The sequence below is a fragment of the Pedobacter paludis genome, from assembly GCF_003173575.1.
Classification (GTDB): domain Bacteria; phylum Bacteroidota; class Bacteroidia; order Sphingobacteriales; family Sphingobacteriaceae; genus Pedobacter; species Pedobacter paludis.
Genome location: NZ_QGNY01000004.1, coordinates 256,819 through 281,252 on the forward strand (window position 1 = coordinate 256,819; position 24,434 = coordinate 281,252).

Consider the following 24,434-nt stretch of genomic DNA (forward strand, 5'->3'; position numbering starts at 1 on the left):
TTAATAGAAATTGCTTTGAATATTTAAATCAAACGTGTGATCTATTTTCAATTTTTTTGCCGTTGACTTAAATAAAATATCAAAATGATGCAGACTCAAAATAAAGATTAAGTCCGTTTCAACTTAATCTTTATGCAATAATGTTGCATAAAAAGCATACAAAACTTTACTAGCAGATACAAAACCTTATATTTGTGCCTCTCGAAAATAAAAAACGGCTTTATATGCAGCGCAAATGGTTTCAATATTGGTTTAACTCGCCATATTATCATATTCTATATCAACAACGAAATGATGCCGAAGCCGAATTTTTTATTGATAAACTAACAGATTTTCTTCATCCGAATACCAGTTCCAAAATGCTAGACATTGCATGTGGAAAAGGAAGGCATTCTATTTATTTAAACAAGAAGGGCTTTGATGTTACTGGGATCGATTTATCTGAGCAGAGTATAAAATATGCGAAACAGTTCGAAAACAGCAAACTGCATTTTTTGGTGCACGATATGCGAAGATTGTTTTACATTAACTACTTCGATATTGCCCTTAATCTTTTTACCAGTTTTGGTTATTTCGATACAGAAAAAGACCATGTTAATGCATTAAAAACCTTTAGAAAGTGTTTAAATGCTGATGGAATATTAGTAATAGATTATTTTAATACCGAAAAAATTGTTCGAAATCTAAACTCTTGTGAAACCAAATCGCTTGATGGAATTACCTTTAATATTACCAAAAATGTTATTGAGGGTAAGATTATTAAAAAGATAAATTTTGAGGATAAACATAAGGTTTACAATTTTGAAGAACGGGTACAGGCATTTAGTTTAGAAGATTTTACCAGGATGTTAACCAAAGCTGGGATGGTTATTCAAAATACTTTTGGCAGTTACTCATTAGATGATTTTGATGAATCGAATTCGGATAGATTAATTTTAATTTGCAAAAAAGGATGATAGAAAGCATACAGCAATTTGATGTTGAACTGTTTTTGAAAATTAATCGGGGTCTTTCAAACGGATTTTTCGATTGGTTAATGCCTTTAATGCGCAATCGTTTTTTTTGGTCGCCACTTTATCTTTTCATCGTTGTATTTTGTATTAAGCAATATAAAAAACAAGGTTATTACATTATAGGAATGGTTTTAGCAACCTTTGCTTTGGGCGATTTAGTTGCGTCGCGATTAATAAAACCCTTTGTTAGCAGAGTAAGACCTTGTAACGACTTGAGTTTGGCGAATGATATTATTCATCGTGTTCCTTGTGGCAGCGGCTTAAGCTTCCCATCAGCACATGCAACCAATCATTTTGCAATCGCTATATTTTTGATCTGTATTTTTTACAGCAGATGGAAACCTATTTTACCAATTGGATTATTTTGGGCCGCGATTATAAGCTTTGCACAAGTCTACGTTGGCGTTCACTATCCTGTGGATGTTACGGTTGGCGCCTTGTTAGGCACAACAATAGGCTTTATTACGTTCCGAATTTTTAAAACTTTACAACCAGATTTTTGATATGGAAGCTTGGAAATTTTGCGTACTTTTTTTCTGTGCTTTTTTAGGTGGCTCTGCTATATTTTTAGTTAAAAGCGATAAATCTAAACTCTTAAAACTGATTTTATCTTTTAGCGGGGCTTATCTTTTTGCCATCACCGTACTGCATTTAATTCCGGATGCATATAGCGGAAGTGATAGCCGCGAGATTGGAATATTCATTCTGATTGGCTTCCTACTGCAGATTTTTTTGGAACAATTTTCAGAGGGTGTAGAACACGGCCATATCCATAAACATCATAATGCTCAAATTTTTCCATATGGAATTATGATCAGTTTATGTTTACATGCGTTTTTAGAGGGCATGCCACTTGCAAAAGATCATCACAACGAGCTCATTTTCGGAATTGCGCTACATCACATTCCTGCAGCCTTTGCATTGGCCAGTATATTAATGCAAAATCATTTTAAAAAGGGAAGTATCGTATTCTATTTAATTCTTTTTGCGGTAATGGCTCCACTTGGTTTTTATGTGAGTATTGGCTTAAGTAATGGTACAATTGGTGGTGTTGATGCTTATTTTAATAAAATTATGGGCATTGTAATTGGTATTTTCTTACATATTTCTACAACGATATTGTTTGAATCTAGCGCAGACCACAAAATAAATACCCGTAAAATGATAGCCGTTTTATTAGGGATTGGAGTGGCTTTAATAGGTTTCTTTGCCGGAGGACATTAAAATTAAGCAGCCGTTTCATTCGATTGTTTACCACATAAACTGGATTGCCATTTAAAAAATTTTCTTTAAATTAGAGCATGGATGAGCTTATTAACGAACCTGCAGTAGAATATCAAAAACGGCGTTTTACAATCGAAGAATATCTTGAATTAGAGAATGCGTCTCAGCAGAAGCATGAATACTTTCAAGGCGAGATATTCCCATTACATAGAGAAGAAAGCTTTAGTGATGTAAATTCAATGTCGGGGGCTAGCTTTAATCATAACCTAATCTTCTCAAATGTATTTAGTTTTGTAGCAACTAAGTTAAATGGCTCAAAATGCATTCCTTTTGGAAGCGATATGCGCCTGAATATTCCAGAAAATACTTTATTTACCTATCCTGATATTTCCATTTACTGCAACGAAATTAAACATCTGGAAGAAGATGAAAATACTGCTTTATTGCCAACAGTAATAATAGAAATTCTTTCACCTTCAACAAAAGAATACGATAGAGGCAACAAGTTTAAACTGTATAGAGACATTCCATCTTTAAAAGAGTATATTTTAATTGATTCGGAATCTATTTCGGTGGAAGCTTTTTACATTAATGAAAACCAAAACTGGGAGTTGAAAGAATCCAAGGAAATGACCAATGTTTTAACCTTTGTTTCGTTAGGCTTTAAAATTCAACTGAAAGATATTTATTATCGCGTTCATTTTGCTTCCAAAACAACTGCAAGATAAATTATTATTTCTTTTCTTTTTTCTTACCATAACCCCACGGACAATGTTTGCATTTATTTTTGCAACAATAGCCACGCTTTAGGTGATAGGCTTCGGTAAAAACCATAAAACCATCTTCGTTAAAATAAAAATCTTCGCCCTCTTTCATCTAAAATGAATGAATTTTGAATTAATGATGAGTGAATGTAAATATCAAAATAAAAAAAATGAGTGATTGTTTATTTATTTAATAGATGAATTTTGAAGGAATGAATCAAGTTGGTTTATACGTACAACATTCCATTAGGCACTCATTCTATTATTCATTCATTATTTTGATTTCTAATTTACCCCCAAAGTATTGTTTTAGTTGCCTCCCATCACCATGTAACGTCCAAACCTGGCTTGGTTCAACTTTTTTTATAGTTTCTAAGATAGCATTCCAATCTGCATGGTCTGATATATATAGTGAAATTCCGTTTTTTTGTTGCAAGTTTTCCCAACCCGAGGCAAAAGCCCTTACCACATTTATCGCTTTATGATAACTGTGAAAAACCATCGGCGGTACAATATAAACCTGATTTTCGAAATTAGTCTTCATAACTTTTCTATCGTACATTTTGTACGCACCTAGTTTTATGCCGTAATCTTCATAAATTTTAACAAAGGGCATAATACTAAAATGCACCATTATATTTCTGGTAGGGCAATGTTGATTGATCAGTTGAATAATCCGTTGGCTTTTACCTAATGCATAAGAACCCAACATAATATTTGCCTTGGTTGCATTAAGTTTTTTAATTTCTTCAACAGGATCTGGATGTTTGGTTTCGGGCTTGGCAAATGTGCTTTCGGTGATTAAAACATCGGCTTTTACAAATTCGAAGGGTTCGCATGTTGGATCAGGTTCTATCTTATAATCACCTGTATAAAGATATTTTATACCTTGATACTCCATCATTACCTGAGCCGAACCAAGAATATGACCAGCTGGATAAAATGTTATGGCTACATCTTTTATTTTAAAAGTTTGATGATATTCTTTTACATGAAAATCGACCGCAGCAAATTTACGGTAACGGTGTTTCATAAAAGTTTCCGTAGGTTTTGTACAATAAACATTCGCACTTCCACCAATTGCATGATCTCCATGGGCATGAGAAACAACCGCTTCTTTAACAGGTTGTTGCGGATCGAGGTAAAAATCGCCATAAATACAATATAGTCCTGTTGGTGTAATGGTAATAAAATCTTCTAAAATCATTTAGGATTTGTGGGATTTAAGGATAAGGCAGATTTTAGTTGGATAATCATATTGATATAAATAATATTAGTTAAGATTATTCCTTGCTATGCGAATTAGCGGCGATTTCAAGAAACTGTTTATGCAAAGCTAAAACTTGTTGAATGATAGAATGGGCTTCATCATTGATGATAAAATGATTGGCCATTTTAATTTTTTCGTCATCACTAAGTTGCTTATCCATTCTAGCTTTAACCTGATCAGTAGCAACACCATCTCTTGCAGTTACCCTATCTAATTTAATTTGTAATGGAGCAGTAACAAGGATTGTCGTATCGACCATTTTGTAAGATTCACTTTCGAAAAGTAAGGCAGCTTCTTTCAAGGTATATGGAACTTCAGGAGAAACCTGTGCCTCCCATACATCAAAAGCTCTAAAAACTGCAGGATGAACTAAAGCATTTAATTTAATTAACTCCGATTCGTTGTTAAACACAATACTGGCAATGTGCTTATTGTTCAGCCTTCCGTCCTCAAAATAACTTAAGTTTCCAAATGTGGTTTTAATACCTTCAATAAGTATCTTGTCGGTAACCATAATTTCTTTTGCAACGGCATCTGCATAAAAAACAGGAATACCCAAAACCTCAAACACTTTACAAACTGTTGTTTTGCCACTTCCAATGCCACCTGTTATACCAACTTTATACATTATTTTTCTACAATGAAATCTATTTTTGAAGGATAAATGCTAATCAGCTTACAGTAATCAGGAAATTCGGTTATTTTAATGGTAAACTGATTGTGATTAAGGCTTTGCCATTCATCTGCATCTACAGTGGCGGTTATAAAACTATCATCAACCTGATCATAATTACTTAAAGCAACCAAAAACGTTACTTTAACTTTTTTAGGATAAAGCTTTATGCTGTTATAATTTCTATTGTTTATAATCTTAATTGGTACTTCAACTGTTTTCTCCGTAAACTCATCGACAGGTAATTTCACTTCAACTGAGGAAGGAAATATACTTACATTTTTATGTGTACTGTGCTGCATCCAAACTCTTGCCTTAGCACTGCTTTGAACATTTGTAAGCTTCAAAGTATCAGTAGACCATGAACTTATTTTCTCCAGTTCTTCTATTGGTCCGGTAACCGTAACATATTTTGGGTTTAAAAGAATCTCGCTCGATATGCCATATTGTTTTTCAAAATCTACTTTCTGAATCAATTTAATTGGCACACGTTTAACCGTTCTTTTGGTAAAGTCGAAATATAACGTATCAGGTTTTACAGAAATAACCTTTTGAGAACTTTCCAGTTGCTTATTTACATTGTATAGCTGATCTGAAAAAACAACAAATTCTTTCGTATTGAGCTGATTTAAGCTAACCGAGATGGATTGGGGATTAATTCTTAACCGTGCAAAAAGCAACTGCCAGCCTGTCCCTTCTACCTGTAAATCAACAGTATCAGATTGTAGGGGATGGAATGCCCTCTTCTGGGGAAAGTTTTTATAGATTAATACGGTTTTTGCAGTATAAACATATTTATTATTTAATGCCATAAAAAGCCATGCAGCAACCGCCAGTACCAAACAAGCGAGCAAGCTTAGAACACGTCTTTTCTCTATTTTAGTTAACTTAATAAAGGGCATAACAAATAATTGATCAATATCGATTGAAATGATTTAATTCATTACAACAATATAGCCAAATGTACAAAACTAAATAGGCACTCAAAAACAAATGCCGTTATGATTAAACCAAAGCATTTGTAAAACAGCTTTATTGGAGTTAATTATAGTAAACAAGAAAAGCCACTCCTGAGAGTAGCTTTTCCTTGATGTTTTTTTAATAATCTATGCTTTCGGGGCAACTGCTTTGGTCGCATCTAAAGATACAGCCGATTTATCAAAACGGATTTTAGCACCGCTTTCTACCTCGATTAGGAAAGTAGTTTCGTTTAAATCGATAATTTTTCCATGGATCCCTGCAGTGGTAATTACTTTATCGCCTTTTCCTAATTCGGCTACTAATTTCTTGTGATCTTTTGCTTTTTTAACCTGCGGGCGAATCATGAAAAAGTAGAAAACTACCATGATCAATACCATTGGTACAACTGTACCCAACATACCACCACCTGCTGCTTGTAAAATTACTGTTGATATCATTTTTATTTGTTTATTTATTTGTGAATAGTTTATAGCTAATGGTTTATAGCCAATATCCAATTATTTTGCAAGCACCTCGCCTACTAAATGAACTTTATTTATTGTAGGATTTGCATTAGAAGTTATCGTAATTACCTTATCCTGCATATCCATTTTACCTGTGCTGTTAAAAACAACTTTAATAGATCCTTCCTTGCCTGGCAAAATTGGTTCTCCCGGAACCTGAGGAACTGTGCAACCGCAGGTTGCAGTAGCATTAGAAACAATTAACGGGCTTTTACCAGTGTTCTTAAATTTAAAATCATGCTGAACCAAATCACCTTGTTTAACTTTTCCGAAATCGAAAATATCGCGTTCGAAAGTCATTATTGGTGCATTAGGTGAAGCAATTTTGCTAGAAGTATCGTTGCCGACAGAAACCGCAGAAGTTGCCGGGCTATTTGTGTTGCCGTTACGGCAAGCAACAAATGATAACGAAGCAATAGCTAGGATGAATATTCTTTTCATGGTGTTTGATTTTCAAATGTATGTTATTATCCTTTAACGCAATAACACATATTTTTTTATTCTTCTATTAACCCGCGACCAATTTTTTTGATTGTATTGGTTTTCTTTAGGTCGCCTAAAATTTTGTCCAAAATACCATTTATGAACGAGTTACTCTTCGGCGTACTGTAATCTTTTGATAGCTCAAGATATTCGTTAATGGTAACTTTAACCGGAATTGACGGAAAATTAAGCAGTTCGCAAATTGCCATTTTCATCAAAATAGTATCCATCAGGGCAATACGTTCCGATTCCCAATTTTTAGTTCTCTCGGCAATCATTTCCTGATATTTAGCATCGTTTTGCAAAGTATAAACGAACAAATCCTGAACAAACTTACTATCCTCTATCCAATCGGCACTAATTTCTGTTAGCTTATTTTTAAAAGGATCATCAGATGTAAAGTTTTTAAGTGTTTTGGCAACCATGCCTTTCATCACTTCGTGATCTACTTGCCAATTGATGAATTTTTCTTCAAAAACCTGAATTATGGCCTGATTTTTTAAGATAATTTTCCTGAAAATGTATTTGATAATATCTTTTGATGATTCTAAACTTTCGTTTGGATCGGCAAGATATTCAGCATATTCTTTTGATGCCTTTAAAGAATTGTAAACGGTTTTACGGATTTCTGGATCGAAACCCCAATCTACCTTGTATTTTTTAATCGCCGATGCATACTCGGGATTTTGCTGCATTAAAACACTAAACTTGTTGTGGAGCAATTTTAAGTTAGGATTTAAATCTTCTGCAGTTTTAAGGTGCTTGTTTGCACGCTCAGCCGCATCGTTTGCAGTAAATTCGGTAACTTCTACCATTAGAGATAACATCCAAATGTACATTTCGTACACGCTATCGATGCTCTGCATTAAAGTTTTCAAATCACCTTTAATGTCTTTTTTGTCTGCCATGTGCCAAGCAAAAATATTTTGCAAAGCTTTGATCCTTAAATGTCTTCTATTTAACATGAATGTAAGAACGAGTGTGGTTTTTTAAACCTATTTTAATAATTAATTTAATATGACGATTTAATTTTTTTAACATCTTCAATCCGTTTTTCAGCAATTCGGTTTGCAGCAATATTTGTTGGTATGTGATCTGTTTTACTCAATTTAATAACATTACGTGTTGCATCGTAAATGTTTTCTGTTAATTGCACAGTTCGTTTTTTTCCAAAGCCAGTTAACTCTGAATAACATGAAATTAAGCCTCCAGCATTAATTAAATAATCTGGCGCAAATAAAATTCCTTTCTTAAGAAGCAACTCACTATCAATAACTTCATCTTTTAGTTGATTGTTTGCCGAGCCTGCAATAATAGCGAATTTCATTTTTTCAATCGTTTTGCTGTTTACTGTAGCGCCCATTGCACATGGAGCATAAACATCGGCATCTATACCGAAAATTTTATCGGCTTCGATGGTTTTTGCCTTGTATTTTCGAGCAACGTAGGTGAGCTGTTCTTGGTTAATGTCGCTAATTAAAACTTCAGCATTTTCTTTCCTTAACAAAGCTACCAAGTGTTCGCCAACATTTCCAATGCCTTGCACCACAATGGTTCTTCCGGCAAGCATATCAGTTCCAAAAACTTCTTTAACACTGGCTTTAATTCCTAAATACACACCTTGGGCGGTAAATGGAGCCGGGTTACCTGCACCGCCGATAGATTCTGGTACGCCTGTAACATGGTTGGTTTCCATTCGGATGTATTCCATGTCGCGGGTGTTGGTTCCCATTTCTTCTGCGGTTATAAATTCGCCATTTAGGTTTTTAATAAACCTTCCATAGCTGCGCATTAAAGTTTCTGTTTTGTCTTTTCTAGAATCGCCGATGATTACACCTTTACCTCCTCCAAGATTCAATCCTGTGATGGCCGCCTTATACGTCATCCCTCTCGATAAGCGTAAAGCATCTTGTAAAGCCTCACCTTCTGTAGCGTAACTCCACATGCGTGTTCCGCCTAAGGCAGGACCCAATGTGGTATCGTGAATGGCAATAATTGCTTTTAAACCTGTGTCGGGATCATTACAGAAGACCAATTTTTTATGCCCGTAAGCACTTAATTGATCTAAAATTGAAATATCTGACGAAGAATTTGCTGGCATGTTTGTATGTACGACTAACTTCTCGCAAAATTAAAATAAAAAACCGTTAATACATGAATTTAACTAAACAATAACAAAATTAATTCCGTTAGCGCAGCATGTGATCTGATTTTTTGCATCAGCACAAAACTTTGACGAGGCTGTATCATAAACAAGAATTGTCATCCTGAGCTTGTCGAATGATTAATAAAAAATGGATTTAAAGCATTTCGACAGGCTCAATGTGACAAAAAAATTGATTTATGATACAGCCTAATAATATAATCTTCAAAACTAAATTTCCATCTTAGTTAGGCTGTGGATTGTTTACCATCCTAAGGATTACCAAACTGGTGTATAATAAACCTGATGGGAATGAAAAGCCCGATTTTTCATCGGCTTGAAATGGATAGCAGGGCTAAAATTGCGATGAAACACAGAACCAGCCGTTTTCAAAAAACCTAAAAACTAAAACCGATAAACTGTGGCATTTTTTCGATGGGAACTTAAAAGCTTTTATGGCTAATTGAATGTCATTAATTTTTAAAGCTTAACCGCACATATATATTAATTGTAGTATGAAATAACAAATTTATCTAAGTTTGTAATACATGAAACATCTGAGCAGATTAAACAAGTATTTCTTAAAATATAAATGGTGGATTATTCCGGGAAGTATTTTCGTAGTCATATCGAATATTTTTGGAGTAGTACCTGCTCAGGTTATTGGTTACGCCGTAGATTTAATTACGGAAAACATCCAGATTTACAATCTTTTTCAAGGTTTTGAGCGGCAGGAAATTATTTACAGTATTTTTAGCAGTAACCTACTTTATTTCGGATTGTTGGTAATTGCACTTTATATTTTAAGGGGGCTGTTTCTATTCTTTATGCGCCAAACCATCATTCTGATGTCGAGACATATTGAATTTGATATGAAAAACGATATTTACCAGCACTACCAGGAACTGAGTTTAGGGTTTTATAGACGAAACAATACGGGTGATTTGATGAACCGGGCGACTGAGGATGTAAATCGGGTTAGGATGTATGTTGGCCCAGCAATTATGTACACCATTAATACTTTTGTTTTATCGGTATTGATTATCTGGTCGATGTTTGATGTGAATTCTAAACTGGCCATATATTGTTTATTGCCACTGCCTTTTTTGGTAATTATTATATACTACGTAAATACGCTAATTTTTAAAAAGAGCGGAAAGATTCAGGAACGTTTATCTGATCTTTCGAGTTTTGTGCAGGAACGTTTTTCTGGAATTAGGATTATAAAGTCTTACGTACGTGAGGATTACACGAGAAACATGTTCGAAATTCAGAGTAATGCGTATAAAAAAGATTCGATGGGTTTGGTAAAAGTCTCGGCTTTGTTTTACCCAACCATGTTACTTTTGATTGGTTTGAGTACCATTTTAACTATTTATATTGGTGGCATCCAGGTAATGAATGGAAGTATTACTGCCGGAAATATTGCGGAGTTTATTATCTACATCAATCAGCTTACTTTCCCTGTAACCATGCTTGGGTGGGTAACCTCATTAATTCAAAGGGCTGCAGCATCGCAAAAAAGGATTAATGAGTTTTTGGATATTCCTTCTGACATACAATCTAAACAAACCGATGAAATCGAATTAAACGGAAACATTAAGTTCGAAAATGTAAGTTTTACTTATCCAGATACCGGAATTGTGGCGTTGAAAAATGTTAATTTCGAAATTAATAACGGAGAATTTGTAGCCATTATAGGCAAAACAGGTTCTGGAAAATCTACACTTGCCAATTTAATAATGAGAATGTATGATGTTGGGGATGGGCAAATTATAATTGATGGACAGCGTTTAACATCGCTTAACCTTAAAAATTATCGCAGTCAGATCGGTTTTGTGCCTCAGGAAGTTTTCCTTTTCTCTGATACCATTAAGAATAATATTGCTTTTGGCTTGGATGAAGTAACGGATGAGCAAGTGTTTGACGCTGCCAAAAATGCATCTGTTTATCAAAACATTATAGATTTTGAAGAACGTTTCGAAACGATGCTTGGTGAACGTGGCATTACGCTTTCTGGAGGCCAAAAACAGCGTGTATCTATTGCAAGGGCTTTGATTAAATCGCCAAAGATTTTAATTTTTGATGATTGTCTTTCTGCTGTGGATACAAAAACCGAGGAAGAAATATTACAAAATCTGGGTAAAATTATGCTTGGAAAAACCAGTATCTTAATTGCACACCGAATATCGACAATTAAAAATGCCGACAAAATTTTGGTGCTCGATGATGGAATGATAATAGAACAAGGCACACACCACCAATTACTTAGCTTAAATGGTGCTTATACCGAAATGTACAACAACCAACTTTTAGAGGAAGAAAGCAGAAGTATTTAAATTCTGTTAAATACTATTTTGAACTTTAAATATTTGCTTTATATTTACCGAAACCAAAAACCAACATCAATACCAACCATGGGAGAATTCGACAACAAAGAGAGAGAAGAAGTTTTTTCAAAGAAAGTAAGGGCAGGTAAGAGAACTTATTTTTTCGACGTGAAGGCTACTCGTTCAGGTGATTATTATTTAACAGTTACCGAAAGCAAGAAAAGATTAGAAGACGGGGTATTCGTAAAACATAAAATCTTTTTATACAAAGAAGACTTCGAAAAATTTGCTGAAGGATTAACAGAAACTGTAGAATACATCAAAACTCACCAAGATGTTGTTGAAAAGCGTTATGAATATTCTGAAAATGGAGAACATAGCACTAAAACCAACGATGATTTTTCTTTTTAAGTAATATACATTTCTATAGAAAGCCTTTGTTTTAAACACAAAGGCTTTTTTTGTGCTTGATTTTTTGAGTTTTTTTTGATGTATTAACCTCTCCCTATCAAAGCAAGGAATAGCAATAAGAGCTGTGCCTTCCCTCTGAAGAGAGGGAGATAATGACAGTGGATTAACCATCAGAACGAGACTAATATCCCAGAATAACCACGGAGCTTAGGTTAACAAGGAATTTCAGGTGGTTACATTTTAAATAGCTTATATTTTCTTACATTCCGTATGTGGCAAAAGCTTCTCTCTATCAAAACAAGTAATAATAATGGGTGTTGTACCTTCCCTCTTCTTATAGAGAGGGAGATAATGGACAGTGGATTAACCATTAGAACGAGACTAATATCCTAGAGTAACCATCCAGCTTAGGTTAACTAAGGTGTCTCAGGTGGTGACAATTTAAATAGCTTATATTTTCTTACATTCCTTATATGGTAACAAAATCTAAAACTACTTCATTGCAATACTTGCGCCTACAATAAAAATCATTAAGAAGTATAAAATGATTATAACAATGGTAAGGATGCCCCAAAACTTAAATAAAGATTTCATGTGTAACATGGCTTCATTTAAGCTTTCCTGCTCTCCGTACAAAACGGCATGCTTGCCTTTATTTGAAAATCTAAACAATAATAAGCTTGGATAAAAATAAATCAGGGCAATAACTAAATACATAACGGTTAAACCCATACCCCCTATTCCTGCTAATGGGCCTAACTGACTTAGCATTGCCGGATTTGCACTAATTGCAGCACCAATACTTAAAGAGCCCAGAATTAAAAGTGCTGATAGGATAAATCCTATTATAGACAAGAATCTGCTCCACTTTGTTATTTCATAAATATAACTGCGCATTTCTTCGGTAACAACCAATTTTACTTCTTGAGGAACGTCTTGTTCTAAATTATCCATGGGCTTAAATCTCTAATTTGGTTTAAACTTAGATAAAATATCGATTTCCTACAAACGAAACGATTTAAATAAAGGTTTTAAAAGCTTATCTTTGCCGACTTTAAGAAAGGTTGAAGGTTGAGAACGTGAGACGAAATACAAATTAAAAGCAAATCAAATAATTTAAAATATAAATGGCATTACAATGTGGTATAGTGGGTTTACCAAATGTTGGAAAATCGACACTTTTTAACTGTTTATCAAATGCAAAAGCACAGGCGGCAAATTTTCCGTTCTGTACAATTGAGCCAAATGTTGGCGTAATTACGGTACCTGATGATAGGCTGACAAAATTAGCGGAATTGGTTAAGCCGAACAAGGTGCAACCAAATACAATTGAGATTGTTGATATTGCTGGTTTAGTTAAAGGTGCTTCAAAAGGAGAAGGATTGGGAAATCAGTTTTTAGGAAATATCCGTGCAACTAATGCGATTATCCATGTTTTACGTTGTTTTGATGATGGTAACGTTATTCATGTTGATGGTTCTGTTGATCCTATTCGCGATAGAGAAATTATTGATACCGAATTACAGCTTAAAGATTTGGATACCGTTGATAAACGAATTCAAAAAGTAGAGAAAATGGCTAAAACGGATAAAGATGCTAAACGTACTTTTGAAATTTTAACCATTGTAAAAGCACATTTAGAAAGCGGAAAATCTATTCGTACGGCATCGCTTCCTCAAGATGATTTCGATTTTATTGAAGATTTGGGCTTATTAACGCAAAAACCAGTAATGTACGTTTGTAACGTCGACGAAGCTTCTGTAATTAACGGAAATAAATATGTTGATTTAGTTAAGGCAAATGTTGCGGATGAGAATGCTGAAGTTTTGGTAATTTCTGCTAAAATTGAATCGGAAATTGCCGAACTGGACAGCTACGAAGAGCGTCAGGAATTTTTAGCAGATTTAGGTTTAACCGAATCTGGCGTAAATAAATTAATTCGTGCAGCTTATAAATTATTAAACCTCTACACTTACTTTACTGCTGGTGTACAAGAGGTTAGAGCCTGGACAATTACAAAAGGATTTACTGCACCACAAGCTGCAAGTGTAATCCATACCGATTTTGAAAAAGGATTTATCCGTGCCGAGGTCATAAAATATAATGATTTTGTAACGCTTGGATCTGAAAATGCGTGTAAAGAAGCTGGAAAGTTAGGCGTTGAAGGCAAAACTTACATCGTTGAAGATGGGGATATTATGCATTTTAGATTTAATGTATAGCCCCTAAATCCCCTAAAGGGGACTTTAAAAGCATGGAGCCATTTGAGAAAGTGGCTTTTTTTTGTCCTTTTTGCCACGGAAACGCGGAAAAACGGAAGTAGGTTTGAGTTAACACTTTAGAAAGGCCAAGTTTGCAAACATACATAGTAGCTGAATCTTAACTCCTTAAACCCGATTGAAGTGGCATCCCATGATTTTTCATCAGGGATAAAACGGAAAGCGGGAACAGACATTAAAAAGAGATACTGTCATTGCTTTCCAAAAACTATTTTTCTCTTTTAAAATAACTCAAGCAGTTTTTCTTTGTACTCGTTTATTGTCTAAACCTCTAAACCAAAACTGGCCAATTGTGTCTTTGTATCCTCGTATGTGGTATGGTGAATTCCCTTCAATCCCAATCCTTCAGCTACCTGAACAAACAACATCCTATCATCAATATATAAGCTTGTTTCAACATCGCTCTGCGAAATATCTATGGCTACTTTAAAAATATCTGCATCAGGTTTACGGAAATGGACAAAGCTTGATGATACGAAGAAATCAACGAATTCATTTAACCTGAAAGTATTTATTCTATACTGATTTAACTCTCTTCCCTCATTACTGATTACGGCAACCTTAAGATTGTATTTCTTTTTTAAATCGCATATTAATGCAATCATATCGTTATAAGGCAACGATTTTTTGAACATAAATTCTTTAAAATCATCATAACTAAACGAGCGTTCCTCGAAAAATACAATTCTTTCCAGATATTCATCTAGCGTTAGTTTACCAACTTCATAAGTATCAAAAGTAAGGTGATGGCGTTCTTCTAAATCGACAGAATCGAGATTAAAAAGTACAGATGCCTCTCCCCTTGCCTGTCTGTCCCAACCATTTGTTAATAAAACACCACCAATATCGGTAAATAGGGTTGTAATTTTCTTTTGATTTTCCATGAATATAAGTTAAAGCAAAACACCTTTTAAAAATAGAACTGCGAAGCTGAAATAAATAATTAAGCCAGTAACATCAACAAGTGTTGCTACAAAAGGAGCTGATGACGTAGCTGGATCGGCACCCAGCTTTTTAAGTAAAACAGGCAACATCGAGCCACTTAATGAACCCCATAAAACAACAAACACCAAAGAAACGCTAATTGTGGCTGCTATTAGTATCCAATGTTCTCCGTATACATTCGGTGCGGCAACATGCCAAACCAAAATGCGAAGAAATCCGATAATCCCTAAACACACACCAAGCAGAAAACCAGATGTAATCTCTCTTCTCATAACCAGCCACCAATCCTTGATGGTTACTTCGCCCAAAGCCATGGCCTGTATAATTAAAGTTGATGCCTGCGAACCGCTGTTTCCACCACATGATATAATTAGAGGAATAAAAAGCGCAAGCACAGTAGCTTTATGAATCTGTCCTTCGAAAAAGCCCATTGCGGTGGCTGTAAGCATCTCTCCGATCATTAAAATAGCCAGCCATCCTACGCGTTTTCTAACTAGATTAAAAATAGAAGTATCGAGATAGGGTTCATCCAAAGCTTCTGTACCACCAATTTTGTGCATATCTTCGGTGTACTCTTCGTTGGCAATCCATAAGATATCATCAACAGTTACAATCCCTAAAAGAATATTATTTTCATCAACTACTGGCAAAGCCACCCGATTGTTCATACGGAAAATATTAATGGCATCTTCCTGTGGATCGTTTGCTTTTAAAGCAATAAAGCGTTTATCGGTTAATTCGCCAATAATAGCTTCTGGATCGGCCAATAATACTTCCCTAATTCTAATATCATCTAACAGTACGCCCTCTTTATCAATTACATAAACCACATCAATGGTTTCAGAATTTTTACCATAGCGCCTGATGTGCGCTAAAACTCTAGAAATAGACCATTCAGGTTTAACCGCAATATAATCGGGCGTCATTAACCTACCGATACTGTCTTCTTTATAACCTAAAAGTGCAAGCGATTCTTTACGTTCTTCGGGAGGTAAAAGCGTAATCATTTTTTTTACGACATCGCCTTTTAGTTCGCTAAAAAGTGCTGTTCTATCATCTGGAGGAAGATCTTTGATGATTTGATTCAGTTTATTACCCGAAAGTTTTTTAATGATACGCTCCTGGGTAGGAAAATCGAGAATTCGGAAAACATTCACTGCTCGATTTACAGAAATGGTTTCGATAAATTTAGCTGCATATTGTGGAAGCTCATCAATCAGTTGTTCTACATCCGAGATATTCAGTTCATCTAGATATCGCTTTAACGCTTTATCGTTTTCTTTTTCAAGCAGTTCCTGAATCTCTTCTACAACCAATTCTTCCATAAACAACTAATTTTCTTATTACATGCCTAAACCTTTATAAACGGTTCGCAAAGGTGCGTTTTTATTTTCTAAAAAGCCAATTTTGATTGCTTAATGACTAATTTTTGGAAAACTATATTCCATTGGATTTGAGGCTGAAGATGCTAATTTCTAATCTTAAATTCTAACCTTGCAGCCAAGAAAAGCCAAAATAAAATTTAAACAGATGTGTAAATCTTATTCGTTTTTCGCACTAAGCCAAATTAACAGATAAAGCGTTGGCTTGTTTTGCTTCCCTGCAAAACAAACTTAATATTAGCTTAGATATTACGATAAATTAAGTTTAGGATTTTCTATATTTGCAGCTCTGTTCCCGTAGTTCAATGGATAGAATTATGGTTTCCGGTACCATCGATATGAGTTCGAATCTCGTCGGGAACACAAACGAGACAAGTCAGTTTTTTAGCTGTTTGTCTCGTTTTTTTATTTGATCTAATTGGTAACCAGCTTAATTGTACGTCTTTTGATTTTTCATTTAGACCTTCTAAGAGTAGACAATCCTATAATCGAGCTATACATTCCATTCCCCATAAAAAATTAAATATTATCTTCGGGCACACCAAATGTAATTATGAATCAAACCGCATCCCCATTAGTACTTTCATCTAAACCACATTTTGAAATTTTAGATGGCCTTCGTGGCCTTGCTGCTGTAGCAGTAGTAATTTTCCATTTTATGGAAATTGCAGTTCCCGATTATACAAAAAGCTTTATTGCACATGCTTATTTAGCAGTAGATTTTTTCTTTTGTTTATCGGGTTTTGTAATTGCTTATGCTTATGATAAAAAACTAAAAACCATTGGTATTCCTAACTTTTTAAAAATCAGATTAATTCGATTACACCCTCTTGTAATTATTGGTTCAATTATCGGAATATTGGCATTTGCCTTCGATCCGATGAGTCGTCTCTTCGATACTTACCAAAGTAAAAGTTTGTGGATGTTTATAGCTTCTTGTTTAATGATTCCTTATGCCGTAGTACATGAACGCTACTTCAATTTTTTTCACTTAAATCCGCCAACTTGGTCTCTTTTCTGGGAGTATGTTGCAAATCTTGTTTATGCGTTCGTTTTAATCAGATTAAAGAATAAAGTGCTGTGGTTTTTAATCGTATTGGCTGCAGTATTGCTTGGATATGAAGCCTTTAAATCGGGCAATCTATCCGTTGGTTGGGGAGGCGATAATTTTTTTGGAGGAGGAGCCAGAGTCTTTTTCTCATTTGTAGCGGGCATTTTAATTTACCGATCAAATTGGAGAATATCATCCAGACTTGGTTTTGCCGTTATGGGTACACTCTTATTGATTACCTTTCTAATCCCATACTCAGATAAAACAAATTTCATTGTAGATCCATTAGTTGTAATTCTGTTTTTTCCTTTTCTTATTGCGCTTGGTGCCGGCACTAACCCAACAAAAAAATCAGGTTGGTTTTGCAAATTTTCTGGCGAGATATCTTATCCCTTATACATGGTTCATTATCCGTTTATCTGGCTGTTTATGAGTTATGTAGAAAGCAAAAAACCAAGTATGAACGAGATGATTATTGTAATGGTAGTTGGTGTTATATTACTTATGATTTTCGCTTATTTGGTCCTTATTTTAATCGATACTCCAATTCGTAAAAAGTTAAAAAAGAAAATGGATTCCAGTCTGATAACTACTTCAAGATAATTATCTTGCCTTTGATTTTGACCGTTTTAGGAAGCAGATCAAGTTACTTAGTCGATTATATGGAAATGAACGTTTCTGTTGTTCTTAGCAATTGTGGTCCCGTTTTCCGCTAAATCCCCGATAGAAAAAATCGGGGGATACCGCTTCAACCGGATTTATAATTTACGGATATTCGAATATTAAATGCCTAACCTAAACCTACAAAACAGTTATTTATATTTAAGAAATTGTATTATTGCCAAAAAGCTTGAAATAGGAAATGGCTGAATTAGAGAAAAAATACGCATTGGTTACCGGCGCAAGTAAAGGTATTGGCAAATCAATAGCCATTGCGCTAGCCAAAAGAGGATTTAACTTATTGATTGTTGCCCGCTCCGAAAACGAGCTTGGTTTACTACGTACCGAAATTACAACTCGATATGGAGTAACTGTTGAAATGCTTTCCATTGATCTCGGCAAAACCGGGGCTCCAAAAGAAGTTGCAGATTGGATTTCAACGAACGAATATCAGCTTAATGCATTAATAAACAATGCAGGCTATGGTTTATGGGGTAATTTTTCTGATCTTAAACTAAGCGAGCAAATGGATATGTGCCGTTTAAATATGGATGTTGTAACCGAGTTTTGCCACCTTTTTCTTCCAGCACTTTTAAAACAAAAACAGGCCTATATCCTTAACGTTTCCAGTACTGCAGCCTATCAAGCCGTTCCAACATTAGCTATTTATTCGGCTACAAAAGCTTATGTTCTCTCCTTTACCAGAGCCTTGAGATTTGAATTAAAAGATACATCGGTTTCCGTATCCTGCCTCTGCCCAGGACCTGTAGATACCGGCTTTGCCGAACGTGCCGGCTTAGATGCATTCAGTAAAATGGCCCAAAAGTTTAACATGCAACCTGATGAAGTTGCCGAAATTGCAGTAAAAGGCATGCTTAAAAAGAAATCAGAAATTGTTCCTGGTTTTACCAATTTAATCAGCGTAATAGGCGTTAGACTACTTCCAAAAGCACTTATTGAAAAAATGGCTGCCGGCATTTACAAGACCTAAATAATCTTTTTCGAAAAATAATTAGATTAATATTCTTTACGATGTTAAAAAAGTGTTACGTTTGTATTAAATACTACTAAATCTATAGATTATGTCAAGTAAAACAATCGCGTTTTATTTTACTTCAGTACAGAACCACTCGCGAATGCGAATGTGCTGTTGTTGCGCATAATTCTCTTTAAAATTCTTTTTTTCCAAACTGTTAAACTTCTACACATGGCTACATCGTATCCCACCTTTACCCTATCCGAAAAACTTACTCAAGCGCAACTTGATTTCTTTCACCAACATGGATTTATCCATTTTAAAAATTTCATCAAAGCAGAAACCGTATCTTCTATCATCAATGCTTCTAAAGAAGTTCAGGATAAATGGATTGATCAAGACATTAAAAAAATAAACGGTGTACCCATTAAGTACGGAAAAGATCTCGATGGTTCTCCAATTGTGCAGCGCTTTGCATTTATCAATCAGCATCATCAAACCCTGAGCGGGCTTTTACTCGACCCAAGATTTAGTGCCCTATTGGAACTTGCAGGAGACGGCGCCAGACTTGGAACTGAAGAGAAAGACGGAATGGTTTTCAATCATTACATCAATGGCCCTGAAAGTAAATTTAGTAAAATGGGCTGGCATACAGATGGACTTAGAGATATATTTTATGGTGGAAAATTAAATCCGATGCTTAATGTAGGGATTCATTTAAGTACACAGAAACCAGAGAACGGTGGACTAAAGATTATTCCAGGAACCCACAAACAGAATATTTATCAAATGCTTTTTAGAAAAAAATATTTCCTTGATAACAATCCAGATGATGCGGAAGTCTCGATACTTCCAAATGCAGGCGATCTTACCGTACACGATGGTAGATTATGGCACAGGGTTGCGCAATCTTCTATACGTGGTGAAGAAAGCAGGAGACGGGTAATTTATGTTCCAATTATTGCGGGCAAGTATGCGCCAAAGAACGAAAATAGTCCAACAGTTTTTTATCAGCGCTTTGCTGGAATAGTAAAATAACAATGCTGATTGTTTTATTATTTAGCTATCTGATTAGATCAGGAAAGCTTAAACGACAGACTTACTTAATCAAAAGCCTACCAAAAAAAATGGCTTTGAAATTTTATAGGCCAGAAACTGCAATCATTTCTAGCATCATTTTAACAGGATATAATGGCTTTGAATTTGGCTGGTGAGAAAGAAGAAATAAATCGGAAAAAGGTATTTTCTGATCGGGAGCGTACAAATATTTTACGAAAGGGCGAGCAACGATTGATTCTGTTTTTACTGCCAAAAGTACCTTCATTTATCTCTCCAAATGGGATGACAGCAATTGGAACGGTTGGATCTATAACTGTATTATCTGCATTTATCTTTGCTATATTTTTTGGTAGGGCCTACCTGTTAATAGGTCTGTTGGGCCTGGCTATAAATTGGCTTGGCGATTCTCTTGATGGAAGGTTAGCATATTTCAGAGAAACCCCTAGAAAATGGTATGGGTTTGCGCTCGATATTATGATGGACTGGCTGAGTATAGTCTTAATTGGTTTAGGATACTATTTTTATGCCCCGGTAAATTGGAAAATTCTCGGCTTTCTCTTCGTTGTGTTTTATGGCTGGTCAATGATTATTTCTTTGCTTCGATATAAAATAATTGGTGAGTATAAAATTGATTCTGGAAATCTTGGCCCAACAGAACTTAGGGTAATTATTGCCCTTATTCTTATATCAGAAGTATTTATTGCAGGATCACTAAACTATTTAGCCATAACGATTACAATCCTGCTTTTCGTAATCAACCTAATTGATTCCATTAAACTTTTAAAGAATGGGGATTTGAGAGATCGGGAGGAAAAACGTTCATGATTCGTTGGAAATCAATTAAGGTTTTTTTAAAAGCACAGGTATCGGCATTTTCTGGTGGCGTAACAGATTATGGGCTAATGATATTACTAACAGAAAAACTGCACATTCATTTTACCATCTCAATATTAATTTCGGGAACCTTTGGCGGAGCCGTTAACTTTTGCATCAATAGATATTGGGCTTTTAAAACTCACGATGGTTATACAATCCCGGTTAATAAACAACTCTTTAGATTTTTTAGCGTTGTAATGGGGAGCATCTCATTAAAGTCTGGAGGAACTTACCTACTACATCGATTTTTTAACTTAGATTATAGATTGGGCCGACTTTTAATTGACAGTATGGTTTCTTATGGATTTAACTATCCGCTAATGAAATTCTGGGTTTTCGGAAATAAATCAATTCAAAATAAAGAAAGTCAGTTTACCGAACCTGATTATAATTACGAGGGAAACATGCCTCTAGACGAATCATACAAATGACTAAAAAATATTATTATACTCTTTATTCGAGATCAGGAATTATTTTTTTGTTTTTAATAATCCTTTATTCAGAGTTATGGGCACAATCAAAAAATCCATCTCCCATTAATTTTCCCACTCCAAAAAATGTAGAGAATATGCTGTTCTATCTGCAAAGGGATCCAAATACAAATACTTTGATTTACGCCATTAATTTAAAAGAGAATGGAAGCATAAGTAGCAGTAATCCGATTCGCACTTATTGGATTAGGTATGCAGAGAAGGGTGAGAAAAAGGATCTTGGCTACATTCAAAAAAAATTTGCTTATGGAATGGATGTAAAGGATCTCGGAAAAGATCAATATGAGCTGAGATTTGTTTCCCATAAAAAATTACCCTTTACCTTAAAAAGATATGCTGATAAAAATTATCATGTATCAGTCTCTATAAACAATAAAACTATTAGAGTTACCCGATTGTTTGTTCGAATAGAAGGCGGTTCCTTCTGGCTTCCAAATGTAAAATATGCGGAGATTGAGGGATTAGATGAATCGACTGGCAAACCAGCTGTTGAACGGATTAATGTGAAATAATTTTATCCGCTATTATAACAAGCGTATTGTGAGAACAGGAGTGTAATTTTCTGAGCTTAGTTTAAACTAACCTTTCAATATCAGAACCAAATTGGAATTAATTAGATTGCGAAGTAATCCATTTTTATGGTTGGTTTAAATTTTTAATAGCCTTGGTAATTGTATTTCTATTATTAACCAGCTCGGTTACATCTGTAGCAATAATCATAATTGCATTGGTAATTCCCCGTTCATTTTTTAGCGGTTCGTAAATAAAATTAAAATAGAAATCAGAGGTTTTTAATTGATTCGTTAAGGTTACTTTGGCTTCTCTCCCAACATAACGGACTCCTGAGGTATAAACATCATCCAAAATTTGCAGATAAGGCTGTCCAGATAATTCAGGCAAAGCTTCGGAAAGTGGTTTACCGATTACCGATTTATCTTTGCCCCAAAGCTGAAGAATTAGGCTGTTTGCCAACTCAACTTTTAAGTGTCGATGTCTCAAAATGCCAAAAGCTATGGGTGCCTGTTCAAGGAAACTCTTTACTTTAAGACTTGCACGCGATAAGTTTTTATTGAGCAAAACCGTCATATTATAAGCCTCGCTCAATTCTTCATGAGCTAGACTTAAATCTTCGTAAGCAAGACTAAGTTCTAAATTGCATCTTTCTAACTCTTTACCCTGATTAAATTCTTCTATCCCGACTTCCCTTAATTCATCAAGCGTTCCAAGCTCTCTTACTAGGTTCTTGCTTATTATTTTTACGATTTCATTTTCATAATCTCCGAAAGAAGTAGAATTTTCCAAAATAAGCATGCCTATTTTTTGCTCGCTTTCTGTATTTAATAAAAAAATATTGGCGTTTTTGTCCCAATCAGAATCAACTCCGTCAGCGGAAAGAATAATTTCTGCTCTGATACCACTAAATATTTTTTCGACTAGCAGAATGGTATTTTCTATTGTTTCTAATTTTTTCTTCTCTATCTTTCGTTCAACATCCCTTACTCCGATAATCTCTTTCATAAATCTATTTTGTATTACGCTAATTGTTAATGCTAACGCAAAAATGAAACCACTTATATTTATGCACAAAGTTTTTACGAAAAGAGGCTTGATTGTTTGTTTTATTTAGCAAAACACCGCAGTTTCAATAAATTAGCTTTTAAAAAATTGTTCAATTAATAAAAATGTTCCGATTAAAACTAAAATTGATATCCGTTGTTTTAAACTAAAATCATTCCAAATTAACTTCTTATGGCAAAGCATATTATGATCGTTGAGGATAACGATGAAATTCGCGAAATGCTAGAATTTCTCCTTAACAGTGAAAAATATACCGTTCGTTCCTTTGCAGATGCAGCCAGCTTTCGCGATCAGATTTCAAAGGTACGCCCAGATGCTCTGATCTTCGATGTGATGCTTCCTGATGGAAACGGTTTAGATCTATGTAAAGAACTTCGAGCAGATCCAGCCACCGTGCATCTTCCCGTCATCATTATGTCCGCATCTGGAGATCTTTCTGATTTGAGCAAAGAATGCCAGGCAGATGATTTTATTAGTAAGCCTTTTGATATTTATGATTTTGTTTGTCGTGTTAAAAAGCAGATGGTAGGATAATTACTGGTTATCTTTCGATGGATAAAATAGGTTTTGGAGGCAGTTGCCATTGGTGTACAGAAGCGATTTTTCAATCCCTTAACGGAGTTACAGAAGTTATGCAGGGGTGGATCTCATCTGAAGGAAAAGATTCGACTTTCTCGGAAGCTGTAATTGTACTTTTTGAACCGTCTCGCATTCCGCTAGAAATTTTAATTGCCATACATCTGCATACACACAGTTGCACATCAAATCATTCTATGCGTCAAAAATACCGTTCGGCTGTTTATACCTTCGATAAAAATCAAAGTCATTTAGCAGAAAATGAAATTTTGAATTTGAAAGATGATTTCGATAAACCAATAATAACCAGAGTATTATCTTTTAAAGATTTTAAACTCAATACGGAGAACTATCTAAATTATTATTACAAAAACCCCGAAAAAGCATTTTGTAAAAATTTTGTAACGCCTAAACTTAGAATTCTTTTAGACCGCTTTGCCGATACAGTAAACTTCAAAAAATTTAGGCATGATTAAAATTGATTTTGATGAAGTATAAAAGAGATGACAAGCCCTGCATTTTATCGGTTTGTTTTTGATGAGATCATCTAACAACCAATCACTTCTTTTTTACATTATTCGATCAAATTACAATTCAATTTGAAAACCAATCAGAAAACTGTTTGTTACTTTTGTAATTCCTTCATGTTTGAGCGCATGTTGGGGTTTAGATGGAACGGGCTTTTTGTGCTCGTTCCTTTTTTATTATGGGCATTGTTCAAATTGCTATTAAATTAGAAATATTCATCTTGTCACAATTGCGTTAC

General features: G+C 34.8%; 27 protein-coding genes and 1 tRNA gene. 16 read left to right on the forward strand and 12 right to left on the reverse strand.

Annotation, left to right across the window (positions count from 1 at the left end):
- Nucleotides 1–224: 224 nt before the first annotated feature.
- The 4 genes from DF947_RS12410 (at nucleotide 225) to DF947_RS12425 (ending at nucleotide 2,965) form a co-directional block, all read left to right on the forward strand.
- On the forward strand, nucleotides 225–956 hold the full coding sequence (locus DF947_RS12410) for a class I SAM-dependent methyltransferase (protein ID WP_109930234.1): 732 nt from the start codon (nucleotides 225–227) through the stop codon (nucleotides 954–956).
- Nucleotides 953–1,516: a phosphatase PAP2 family protein gene (locus DF947_RS12415; RefSeq protein WP_109930236.1), complete on the forward strand. Its 564-nt coding sequence runs from the start codon at nucleotides 953–955 to the stop codon at nucleotides 1,514–1,516. Before DF947_RS12410 ends, DF947_RS12415 begins: the two co-directional genes overlap by 4 nt.
- 1 nt (nucleotide 1,517) lies before the next feature.
- Nucleotides 1,518–2,237 (forward strand): ZIP family metal transporter, encoded by a 720-nt coding sequence (locus DF947_RS12420; protein WP_109930238.1) that lies wholly within the window; start codon nucleotides 1,518–1,520, stop codon nucleotides 2,235–2,237.
- A 77-nt stretch (nucleotides 2,238–2,314) separates the two neighbouring features.
- The gene (locus tag DF947_RS12425; RefSeq protein WP_109930240.1) at nucleotides 2,315–2,965 is read left to right on the forward strand and encodes a Uma2 family endonuclease; all 651 of its coding nucleotides are present in this window, start codon (nucleotides 2,315–2,317) and stop codon (nucleotides 2,963–2,965) included.
- Nucleotides 2,966–2,969: 4 nt separating this feature from the next.
- On the opposite strand, the gene DF947_RS22250 is transcribed toward DF947_RS12425, so the two are convergent.
- From DF947_RS22250 to DF947_RS12460, 8 genes are all read right to left on the reverse strand, one after another.
- On the reverse strand, nucleotides 2,970–3,113 hold the full coding sequence (locus tag DF947_RS22250) for a DUF5522 domain-containing protein (RefSeq protein WP_158526271.1): 144 nt from the start codon (nucleotides 3,111–3,113) through the stop codon (nucleotides 2,970–2,972).
- A gap of 150 nt (nucleotides 3,114–3,263) precedes the next feature.
- Entirely contained in the window at nucleotides 3,264–4,208 is a 945-nt protein-coding gene (locus DF947_RS12430; protein ID WP_109930242.1) for an exonuclease, read from the reverse strand.
- Nucleotides 4,209–4,284: 76 nt separating this feature from the next.
- Nucleotides 4,285–4,899 (reverse strand): dephospho-CoA kinase, encoded by a 615-nt coding sequence (coaE, locus tag DF947_RS12435; RefSeq protein WP_109930244.1) that lies wholly within the window; start codon nucleotides 4,897–4,899, stop codon nucleotides 4,285–4,287.
- Nucleotides 4,899–5,846: a CdaR family protein gene (locus DF947_RS12440; protein ID WP_109930246.1), complete on the reverse strand. Its 948-nt coding sequence runs from the start codon at nucleotides 5,844–5,846 to the stop codon at nucleotides 4,899–4,901. The genes coaE and DF947_RS12440 overlap by 1 nt, the downstream gene beginning before the upstream one ends.
- Nucleotides 5,847–6,050: 204 nt before the next feature.
- Entirely contained in the window at nucleotides 6,051–6,362 is a 312-nt protein-coding gene (gene yajC / locus DF947_RS12445; RefSeq protein ID WP_109930693.1) for a preprotein translocase subunit YajC, read from the reverse strand.
- 60 nt (nucleotides 6,363–6,422) lie between these two features.
- Nucleotides 6,423–6,869, reverse strand: coding sequence for a DUF1573 domain-containing protein (locus tag DF947_RS12450; protein WP_109930248.1), 447 nt, complete (start codon nucleotides 6,867–6,869; stop codon nucleotides 6,423–6,425).
- A 56-nt stretch (nucleotides 6,870–6,925) separates the two neighbouring features.
- Nucleotides 6,926–7,876 carry a transcription antitermination factor NusB gene (gene nusB, locus DF947_RS12455; protein ID WP_109930250.1) on the reverse strand — a complete coding sequence of 317 codons (951 nt, stop codon included), beginning with the start codon at nucleotides 7,874–7,876 and terminating at the stop codon, nucleotides 6,926–6,928.
- Between the two features lie 47 nt (nucleotides 7,877–7,923).
- A complete protein-coding gene (locus DF947_RS12460) occupies nucleotides 7,924–9,012 on the reverse strand; it encodes a Glu/Leu/Phe/Val family dehydrogenase (protein ID WP_109930252.1) in 1,089 nt (362 codons plus the stop codon).
- Between the two features lie 590 nt (nucleotides 9,013–9,602).
- On the opposite strand from DF947_RS12460, the gene DF947_RS12465 reads away from it, so the two are divergent.
- Together DF947_RS12465 and DF947_RS12470 are read left to right on the forward strand one after the other, a co-directional pair.
- A complete protein-coding gene (locus tag DF947_RS12465; RefSeq protein ID WP_109930254.1) occupies nucleotides 9,603–11,393 on the forward strand; it encodes an ABC transporter ATP-binding protein in 1,791 nt (596 codons plus the stop codon).
- A 78-nt stretch (nucleotides 11,394–11,471) separates the two neighbouring features.
- On the forward strand, nucleotides 11,472–11,795 hold the full coding sequence (locus DF947_RS12470; RefSeq protein WP_109930256.1) for a DUF3276 family protein: 324 nt from the start codon (nucleotides 11,472–11,474) through the stop codon (nucleotides 11,793–11,795).
- A 492-nt stretch (nucleotides 11,796–12,287) separates the two neighbouring features.
- Here DF947_RS12470 and DF947_RS12475 read toward each other — a convergent pair whose 3' ends face one another.
- Nucleotides 12,288–12,749, reverse strand: coding sequence for a DUF5362 family protein (locus tag DF947_RS12475; RefSeq protein WP_109930257.1), 462 nt, complete (start codon nucleotides 12,747–12,749; stop codon nucleotides 12,288–12,290).
- Nucleotides 12,750–12,922: 173 nt separating this feature from the next.
- Here DF947_RS12475 and ychF point away from each other — a divergent pair, with 173 nt between their 5' ends.
- Nucleotides 12,923–14,017 (forward strand): redox-regulated ATPase YchF, encoded by a 1,095-nt coding sequence (ychF, locus tag DF947_RS12480; protein ID WP_109930259.1) that lies wholly within the window; start codon nucleotides 12,923–12,925, stop codon nucleotides 14,015–14,017.
- 320 nt (nucleotides 14,018–14,337) lie between these two features.
- Here the strand turns inward: ychF and DF947_RS12485 are convergent, their stop codons facing one another.
- The gene (locus tag DF947_RS12485; RefSeq protein WP_109930261.1) at nucleotides 14,338–14,958 is read right to left on the reverse strand and encodes an HAD hydrolase-like protein; all 621 of its coding nucleotides are present in this window, start codon (nucleotides 14,956–14,958) and stop codon (nucleotides 14,338–14,340) included.
- Nucleotides 14,959–14,967: 9 nt separating this feature from the next.
- Nucleotides 14,968–16,344, reverse strand: a complete 1,377-nt coding sequence (mgtE, locus tag DF947_RS12490) for a magnesium transporter (protein WP_109930263.1) — start codon at nucleotides 16,342–16,344, stop codon at nucleotides 14,968–14,970.
- A 348-nt stretch (nucleotides 16,345–16,692) separates the two neighbouring features.
- On the opposite strand from mgtE, the gene DF947_RS12495 reads away from it, so the two are divergent.
- The 7 genes from DF947_RS12495 (at nucleotide 16,693) to DF947_RS12525 (ending at nucleotide 22,026) form a co-directional block, all read left to right on the forward strand.
- Nucleotides 16,693–16,764 (forward strand) — tRNA-Arg (locus DF947_RS12495).
- 190 nt (nucleotides 16,765–16,954) lie between these two features.
- On the forward strand, nucleotides 16,955–18,055 hold the full coding sequence (locus DF947_RS12500; RefSeq protein ID WP_109930265.1) for an acyltransferase family protein: 1,101 nt from the start codon (nucleotides 16,955–16,957) through the stop codon (nucleotides 18,053–18,055).
- A gap of 259 nt (nucleotides 18,056–18,314) precedes the next feature.
- Nucleotides 18,315–19,103 (forward strand): SDR family NAD(P)-dependent oxidoreductase, encoded by a 789-nt coding sequence (locus DF947_RS12505; RefSeq protein WP_109930267.1) that lies wholly within the window; start codon nucleotides 18,315–18,317, stop codon nucleotides 19,101–19,103.
- A gap of 216 nt (nucleotides 19,104–19,319) precedes the next feature.
- Entirely contained in the window at nucleotides 19,320–20,126 is an 807-nt protein-coding gene (locus DF947_RS12510) for a phytanoyl-CoA dioxygenase family protein (RefSeq protein ID WP_109930269.1), read from the forward strand.
- A gap of 153 nt (nucleotides 20,127–20,279) precedes the next feature.
- A complete protein-coding gene (locus DF947_RS12515) occupies nucleotides 20,280–20,972 on the forward strand; it encodes a CDP-alcohol phosphatidyltransferase family protein (protein WP_109930271.1) in 693 nt (230 codons plus the stop codon).
- On the forward strand, nucleotides 20,969–21,454 hold the full coding sequence (locus tag DF947_RS12520) for a GtrA family protein (protein ID WP_109930273.1): 486 nt from the start codon (nucleotides 20,969–20,971) through the stop codon (nucleotides 21,452–21,454). The genes DF947_RS12515 and DF947_RS12520 overlap by 4 nt, the downstream gene beginning before the upstream one ends.
- The gene (locus DF947_RS12525) at nucleotides 21,451–22,026 is read left to right on the forward strand and encodes a DUF4833 domain-containing protein (RefSeq protein ID WP_109930275.1); all 576 of its coding nucleotides are present in this window, start codon (nucleotides 21,451–21,453) and stop codon (nucleotides 22,024–22,026) included. Before DF947_RS12520 ends, DF947_RS12525 begins: the two co-directional genes overlap by 4 nt.
- Nucleotides 22,027–22,150: 124 nt before the next feature.
- On the opposite strand, the gene DF947_RS12530 is transcribed toward DF947_RS12525, so the two are convergent.
- Entirely contained in the window at nucleotides 22,151–23,101 is a 951-nt protein-coding gene (locus DF947_RS12530; RefSeq protein ID WP_146202910.1) for a PAS domain-containing protein, read from the reverse strand.
- A gap of 162 nt (nucleotides 23,102–23,263) precedes the next feature.
- Between DF947_RS12530 and DF947_RS12535 the strand changes: the two genes are divergently transcribed.
- Together DF947_RS12535 and DF947_RS12540 are read left to right on the forward strand one after the other, a co-directional pair.
- A complete protein-coding gene (locus tag DF947_RS12535; RefSeq protein ID WP_109930279.1) occupies nucleotides 23,264–23,626 on the forward strand; it encodes a response regulator transcription factor in 363 nt (120 codons plus the stop codon).
- Nucleotides 23,627–23,643: 17 nt separating this feature from the next.
- A complete protein-coding gene (locus DF947_RS12540) occupies nucleotides 23,644–24,144 on the forward strand; it encodes a peptide-methionine (S)-S-oxide reductase (protein WP_109930281.1) in 501 nt (166 codons plus the stop codon).
- The last annotated feature ends 290 nt before the right edge of the window (nucleotides 24,145–24,434 follow it).

Coding starts and splice junctions, on each gene's coding strand:
- DF947_RS12470 (WP_109930256.1), top strand. CDS start 11,472: ATGGGAGAATTCGACAACAAAGAGAGAGAAGAAGTTTTTTCAAAGAAA.
- ychF (WP_109930259.1), top strand. CDS start 12,923: ATGGCATTACAATGTGGTATAGTGGGTTTACCAAATGTTGGAAAATCG.
- DF947_RS12535 (WP_109930279.1), top strand. CDS start 23,264: ATGGCAAAGCATATTATGATCGTTGAGGATAACGATGAAATTCGCGAA.
- DF947_RS12415 (WP_109930236.1), top strand. CDS start 953: ATGATAGAAAGCATACAGCAATTTGATGTTGAACTGTTTTTGAAAATT.
- DF947_RS12425 (WP_109930240.1), top strand. CDS start 2,315: ATGGATGAGCTTATTAACGAACCTGCAGTAGAATATCAAAAACGGCGT.
- DF947_RS12430 (WP_109930242.1), bottom strand. CDS start 4,208: ATGATTTTAGAAGATTTTATTACCATTACACCAACAGGACTATATTGT.
- DF947_RS12525 (WP_109930275.1), top strand. CDS start 21,451: ATGACTAAAAAATATTATTATACTCTTTATTCGAGATCAGGAATTATT.
- DF947_RS12465 (WP_109930254.1), top strand. CDS start 9,603: ATGAAACATCTGAGCAGATTAAACAAGTATTTCTTAAAATATAAATGG.
- DF947_RS12540 (WP_109930281.1), top strand. CDS start 23,644: ATGGATAAAATAGGTTTTGGAGGCAGTTGCCATTGGTGTACAGAAGCG.
- DF947_RS12510 (WP_109930269.1), top strand. CDS start 19,320: ATGGCTACATCGTATCCCACCTTTACCCTATCCGAAAAACTTACTCAA.
- DF947_RS12440 (WP_109930246.1), bottom strand. CDS start 5,846: ATGCCCTTTATTAAGTTAACTAAAATAGAGAAAAGACGTGTTCTAAGC.
- DF947_RS12505 (WP_109930267.1), top strand. CDS start 18,315: ATGGCTGAATTAGAGAAAAAATACGCATTGGTTACCGGCGCAAGTAAA.
- DF947_RS12410 (WP_109930234.1), top strand. CDS start 225: ATGCAGCGCAAATGGTTTCAATATTGGTTTAACTCGCCATATTATCAT.
- DF947_RS12485 (WP_109930261.1), bottom strand. CDS start 14,958: ATGGAAAATCAAAAGAAAATTACAACCCTATTTACCGATATTGGTGGT.
- DF947_RS12520 (WP_109930273.1), top strand. CDS start 20,969: ATGATTCGTTGGAAATCAATTAAGGTTTTTTTAAAAGCACAGGTATCG.
- yajC (WP_109930693.1), bottom strand. CDS start 6,362: ATGATATCAACAGTAATTTTACAAGCAGCAGGTGGTGGTATGTTGGGT.
- DF947_RS12475 (WP_109930257.1), bottom strand. CDS start 12,749: ATGGATAATTTAGAACAAGACGTTCCTCAAGAAGTAAAATTGGTTGTT.
- DF947_RS12450 (WP_109930248.1), bottom strand. CDS start 6,869: ATGAAAAGAATATTCATCCTAGCTATTGCTTCGTTATCATTTGTTGCT.
- DF947_RS12420 (WP_109930238.1), top strand. CDS start 1,518: ATGGAAGCTTGGAAATTTTGCGTACTTTTTTTCTGTGCTTTTTTAGGT.
- nusB (WP_109930250.1), bottom strand. CDS start 7,876: ATGTTAAATAGAAGACATTTAAGGATCAAAGCTTTGCAAAATATTTTT.
- DF947_RS12500 (WP_109930265.1), top strand. CDS start 16,955: ATGAATCAAACCGCATCCCCATTAGTACTTTCATCTAAACCACATTTT.
- DF947_RS12460 (WP_109930252.1), bottom strand. CDS start 9,012: ATGCCAGCAAATTCTTCGTCAGATATTTCAATTTTAGATCAATTAAGT.
- DF947_RS12515 (WP_109930271.1), top strand. CDS start 20,280: ATGGCTTTGAATTTGGCTGGTGAGAAAGAAGAAATAAATCGGAAAAAG.
- DF947_RS22250 (WP_158526271.1), bottom strand. CDS start 3,113: ATGAAAGAGGGCGAAGATTTTTATTTTAACGAAGATGGTTTTATGGTT.
- coaE (WP_109930244.1), bottom strand. CDS start 4,899: ATGTATAAAGTTGGTATAACAGGTGGCATTGGAAGTGGCAAAACAACA.
- mgtE (WP_109930263.1), bottom strand. CDS start 16,344: ATGGAAGAATTGGTTGTAGAAGAGATTCAGGAACTGCTTGAAAAAGAA.